Origin of the sequence: Corticibacter populi (assembly GCF_004217315.1) — a bacterium.
Classification (GTDB): Bacteria; Pseudomonadota; Gammaproteobacteria; order Burkholderiales; family Burkholderiaceae_C; genus Lampropedia; species Lampropedia populi.
The window spans coordinates 1-5,717 of sequence record NZ_SGWR01000008.1 but is presented as its reverse complement, the minus strand read 5'-3'; the positions used below and the strand labels follow the sequence as shown (position 1 = coordinate 5,717).

The 5,717-nt window shown below is 52.0% G+C and carries 1 protein-coding gene, 2 tRNA genes and 3 rRNA genes; all 6 read right to left on the bottom strand.

Annotated elements, in window-relative coordinates; genetic code table 11:
• Nucleotides 1-63: 63 nt before the first annotated feature.
• A 5S ribosomal RNA gene (gene rrf, locus EV687_RS18825) occupies nucleotides 64-176 on the bottom strand.
• A 129-nt stretch (nucleotides 177-305) separates the two neighbouring features.
• Nucleotides 306-3,178, bottom strand: a 23S ribosomal RNA gene (locus EV687_RS18820).
• 140 nt (nucleotides 3,179-3,318) lie between these two features.
• Nucleotides 3,319-3,516 (bottom strand): hypothetical protein, encoded by a 198-nt coding sequence (locus EV687_RS18815; RefSeq protein ID WP_130466557.1) that lies wholly within the window; start codon nucleotides 3,514-3,516, stop codon nucleotides 3,319-3,321.
• A gap of 21 nt (nucleotides 3,517-3,537) precedes the next feature.
• A tRNA-Ala gene (locus EV687_RS18810) sits at nucleotides 3,538-3,613 on the bottom strand.
• Nucleotides 3,614-3,643: 30 nt separating this feature from the next.
• A tRNA-Ile gene (locus tag EV687_RS18805) sits at nucleotides 3,644-3,720 on the bottom strand.
• A gap of 90 nt (nucleotides 3,721-3,810) precedes the next feature.
• Nucleotides 3,811-5,346, bottom strand: a 16S ribosomal RNA gene (locus EV687_RS18800).
• Together the 16S, 23S and 5S rRNA genes with 2 tRNA genes alongside form the textbook arrangement of a ribosomal RNA operon.
• Between the last annotated feature and the right edge of the window lie 371 nt (nucleotides 5,347-5,717).

Here is a 5,717-nt window from a genome sequence, read left to right as displayed (position 1 = left end):
ATCCGGCATATCAGCAAAGCGAAACCCCCCACAGGGACGACCTGAGGGGGGTTTTCAATAGGAGCCTGACGATGACCTACTTTCACACGGGAATCCGCACTATCATTGGCGCGAGTCCGTTTCACTGTCCTGTTCGGGATGGGAAGGAGTGGTTCCAGACTGCTATTGTCATCAGGCATAACCGTTGTGTTTACCAGTGCGTGTACTGGCAAACGGAATTCACAGAGTCGAATCGTGTATTGATTGCGTCAATGACTGGCAACGTCTGCATTTGTGGCTTGCAAAGCTTATGCTGTCAAAGTTATAGGGTCAAGCCTCACGGGCAATTAGTACTGGTTAGCTCAATGCATTGCTGCACTTGCACACCCAGCCTATCAACGTCGTGGTCTTCAACGACCCTTCAGGGGGCTCGGGGCCCCGGCAGATCTCATCTTGAGACGAGTTTCCCGCTTAGATGCTTTCAGCGGTTATCTCTTCCGCACATAGCTACCCGGCGATGCGACTGGCGTCACAACCGGTACACCAGAGGTGCGTCCACTCCGGTCCTCTCGTACTAGGAGCAGGCTCTCTCAAATCTGCAGCGCCCACGGAAGATAGGGACCAAACTGTCTCACGACGTTTTAAACCCAGCTCACGTACCTCTTTAAATGGCGAACAGCCATACCCTTGGGACCGACTTCAGCCCCAGGATGAGATGAGCCGACATCGAGGTGCCAAACACCGCCGTCGATATGAACTCTTGGGCGGTATCAGCCTGTTATCCCCAGAGTACCTTTTATCCGTTGAGCGATGGCCCTTCCATACAGAACCACCGGATCACTTAGTCCTAGTTTCCTACCTGTTCGACTTGTCAGTCTCACAGTCAAGCACGCTTATGCCTATGCACTATTAGCACGATGTCCGACCGTACCTAGCGTACCTTCGAGCTCCTCCGTTACACTTTGGGAGGAGACCGCCCCAGTCAAACTGCCTACCATGCACTGTCCCCCGCCCTGATTCAAGGGCGCAGGTTAGAACCTCAAACACACCAGGGTGGTATTTCAAGGACGGCTCCATGAGAACTAGCATCCTCACTTCAAAGCCTCCCACCTATCCTACACAGATCTGTTCAAAGTCCCATACAAAGCTACAGTAAAGGTTCATGGGGTCTTTCCGTCTTTCCGCGGGGAGATTGCATCATCACAAACATTTCAACTTCGCTGAGTCTCTGGAGGAGACAGTGTGGCCATCGTTACGCCATTCGTGCAGGTCGGAACTTACCCGACAAGGAATTTCGCTACCTTAGGACCGTTATAGTTACGGCCGCCGTTTACTGGGACTTCAATCAAGAGCTTGCACCCCATCATTTAATCTTCCAGCACCGGGCAGGCGTCACACCCTATACGTCCACTTTCGTGTTTGCAGAGTGCTGTGTTTTTAATAAACAGTCGCAGCCACCTATTTTTTGCAACCCTTTCACGCTTCGTTGTTCACTACACGCTACCGGGGCACACCTTCTCCCGAAGTTACGGTGTCAATTTGCCGAGTTCCTTCTCCAGAGTTCTCTCAAGCGCCTTAGAATACTCATCTCGCGCACCAGTGTCGGTTTGCGGTACGGTCGTTGCAAGCTGAAGCTTAGTGGCTTTTCCTGGAACCCCGTTCAGTCACTTCGTGAGCAAGCTCACTCGGTCGGCAGCCTCGGTATATGAGATGCGGATTTGCCTACACCTCGCCTACTTCTGCCTAAACCAACTATTCCAACAGTTGGATGACCTATTAGGATCCGTCCCCACATCGCACTTGCAATCGGTACAGGAATATTGACCTGTTTCCCATCAGCTACGCATCTCTGCCTCGCCTTAGGGGCCGACTCACCCTACGCCGATGAACGTTGCGTAGGAAACCTTGCGCTTACGGCGAGGGGGCTTTTCACCCCCTTTAACGCTACTCATGTCAGCATTCGCACTTCTGATACCTCCAGCAGCCTTTACAAGCCACCTTCACAGGCCTACAGAACGCTCTCCTACCACGCACACATAGTGTGCATCCGCAGCTTCGGTAACTGGCTTGAGCCCCGTTACATCTTCCGCGCAGGACGACTCGATCAGTGAGCTATTACGCTTTCTTTAAATGATGGCTGCTTCTAAGCCAACATCCTGACTGTCTGTGCCTTCCCACCTCGTTTCCCACTTAGCCAATTTTAGGGACCTTAGCTGGCGGTCTGGGTTGTTTCCCTCTTGTGTCCGGACGTTAGCACCCGGTGCACTGTCTCCCAAGCTGTACTCTGCAGTATTCGGAGTTTGCCTTGGTTTGGTAAGTCGCCATGACCCCCTAGCCAAAACAGTGCTCTACCCCCGCAGGTAATACTTGAGGCACTACCTAAATAGTTTTCGGAGAGAACCAGCTATTTCCAAGTTTGTTTAGCCTTTCACCCCTATCCACAGCTCATCCGCTAATTTTGCAACATTAGTCGGTTCGGTCCTCCAGTACCTGTTACGGCACCTTCAACCTGGCCATGGATAGATCACTTGGTTTCGGGTCTACACCCAGCGACTAGACGCCCTATTCGGACTCGATTTCTCTTCGGCTCCCCTATTCGGTTAACCTCGCCACTGAATGTAAGTCGCTGACCCATTATACAAAAGGTACGCCGTCACCCCGAAGGGCTCCGACTTTTTGTAAGCATGCGGTTTCAGGATCTATTTCACTCCCCTCCCGGGGTTCTTTTCGCCTTTCCCTCACGGTACTGGTTCACTATCGGTCGATTACGAGTATTTAGCCTTGGAGGATGGTCCCCCCATATTCAGACAGGATTTCACGTGTCCCGCCCTACTTGTCTCTAGCCTAGTACCACACAGAATTTTCACGTACGGGGCTATCACCCACTGTGGCCGCCCTTTCCAAGGCGTTCTGTTATCTTCTGTGCTATCACTAGAAGGCTTCTCCGATTTCGCTCGCCACTACTTTCGGAATCTCGGTTGATGTCTTTTCCTCTGGGTACTTAGATGTTTCAGTTCTCCAGGTTCGCCTCTTTAACCTATGTATTCAGTTAAAGATACCCTTGCGGGTGGGTTTCCCCATTCAGATATCTTCGGATCAATGCTCATTTGCCAGCTCCCCGAAGCTTTTCGCAGGCTATCACGTCTTTCATCGCCTGTAATCGCCAAGGCATCCACCACATGCTCTTAGTCACTTGACCCTATAACTTTGACCTCTGTCTTTCAACAAAGCTCCGTCACAGTCCAAGCAAACTACCTATGCGTTATTGCCGTAATCCACGCTTGTCTTGTTGATCATCAGTTTCCCGATGATCGTTGAGAACAATCGTCAATTACATAATCATTCTTTGCTTTCGCATTGAATGTTTGTCTTTGACGCAATCAAAATCATTGCTGATGGCACGGTGGAGATCTCTCTCCTTTCCATCAGCAACGCTGATTCGACTCTATGAATTTTTAAAGAACAGCCGATCCATCGCTCTATGTCGATGAACAACAAAAAAGCCTCAGCGCTTGCCAAAGCCTCTTTGGTGTTCAACACCTTTTCTTGCCCAACCCTTGGTGGAGGATGACGGGATCGAACCGACGACCCCCTGCTTGCAAAGCAGGTGCTCTCCCAGCTGAGCTAATCCCCCAACTATCCCCTGACCATTGGACGCTTTGTTTGGTGGGTCTAGTTGGGCTCGAACCAACGACCCCCGCCTTATCAAGACGGTGCTCTAACCAGCTGAGCTACAGACCCATTCACCACCCACACCCCAAAAGGACACAGGCAGCTTGTTCCAACAACCGATAAGTGTGGACGTTCAGCAGTTCTCGCTGCTTTTTCCAGAAAGGAGGTGATCCAGCCGCACCTTCCGATACGGCTACCTTGTTACGACTTCACCCCAGTCACGAGCCCTGCCGTGGTAAGCGCCCTCCTTACGGTTAAGCTACCTACTTCTGGCAGAACCCGCTCCCATGGTGTGACGGGCGGTGTGTACAAGACCCGGGAACGTATTCACCGTGACATGCTGATCCACGATTACTAGCGATTCCGACTTCACGCAGTCGAGTTGCAGACTGCGATCCGGACTACGACCGGCTTTATGGGATTAGCTCCCCCTCGCGGGTTGGCTGCCCTTTGTACCGGCCATTGTATGACGTGTGTAGCCCCACCTATAAGGGCCATGAGGACTTGACGTCATCCCCACCTTCCTCCGGTTTATCACCGGCAGTCTCATTAGAGTGCCCAACTAAATGATGGCAACTAATGACAAGGGTTGCGCTCGTTGCGGGACTTAACCCAACATCTCACGACACGAGCTGACGACAGCCATGCAGCACCTGTGTTACGGCTCTCTTTCGAGCACTCCTCTATCTCTAAAGGATTCCGTACATGTCAAAGGTGGGTAAGGTTTTTCGCGTTGCATCGAATTAAACCACATCATCCACCGCTTGTGCGGGTCCCCGTCAATTCCTTTGAGTTTTAGCCTTGCGGCCGTACTCCCCAGGCGGTCAACTTCACGCGTTAGCTTCGTTACTGAAGAAATTAATCCCCAACAACCAGTTGACATCGTTTAGGGCGTGGACTACCAGGGTATCTAATCCTGTTTGCTCCCCACGCTTTCGTGCATGAGCGTCAGTGCAGGCCCAGGGGATTGCCTTCGCCATCGGTGTTCCTCCGCATATCTACGCATTTCACTGCTACACGCGGAATTCCATCCCCCTCTGCCGCACTCCAGCAATGCAGTCACTAATGCAGTTCCCAGGTTGAGCCCGGGGATTTCACATCGGTCTTGCATCGCCGCCTGCGCACGCTTTACGCCCAGTAATTCCGATTAACGCTCGCACCCTACGTATTACCGCGGCTGCTGGCACGTAGTTAGCCGGTGCTTATTCTTACGGTACCGTCATCATCCCCGGGTATTAACCAGAGACTTTTCGTCCCGTACAAAAGCAGTTTACAACCCGAAGGCCTTCATCCTGCACGCGGCATTGCTGGATCAGGCTTGCGCCCATTGTCCAAAATTCCCCACTGCTGCCTCCCGTAGGAGTCTGGGCCGTGTCTCAGTCCCAGTGTGGCTGGTCGTCCTCTCAGACCAGCTACAGATCGCAGGCTTGGTGGGCCTTTACCCCACCAACTACCTAATCTGCCATCGGCCACTCCAGTAGCGCAAGGCCCGAAGGTCCCCTGCTTTCATCCTCAGATCTTATGCGGTATTAATCCGGCTTTCGCCGAGCTATCCCCCACTACCAGGTATGTTCCGATGTATTACTCACCCGTTCGCCACTCGCCACCAGGCCGAAGCCCGTGCTGCCGTTCGACTTGCATGTGTAAAGCATGCCGCCAGCGTTCAATCTGAGCCAGGATCAAACTCTTTAGTTCGATCTCTTAAAAACTCACTCACTTAGCGGAATTGAAGTAAACCTGTAAGCTCCAGAGACTTCCATCTCCAAGGCCTACACACTTCTATTCTGTTGCATGAGCGTTTCGGCATCTCTGCCTTGACCCGAAGGTCTTTGCAGCTAACACCACCAAACGCCCACGCTTATCGGCTGTATGTTTTTAATGACCACACAAAGCAGCTTATCACCACTTCGTCAAGCTCGCCGCGATCAGCGAAGCCTTCTACTATAACACAAGTTTTCGATCAGCGGGAAGAAATTTTTTAACCTCTCCCCATCAACCCCTTGCATCACCCCACTAACCAAACACATCGTCCGATCAGCGAAGCCCTCCACTATAACACAGGTTTT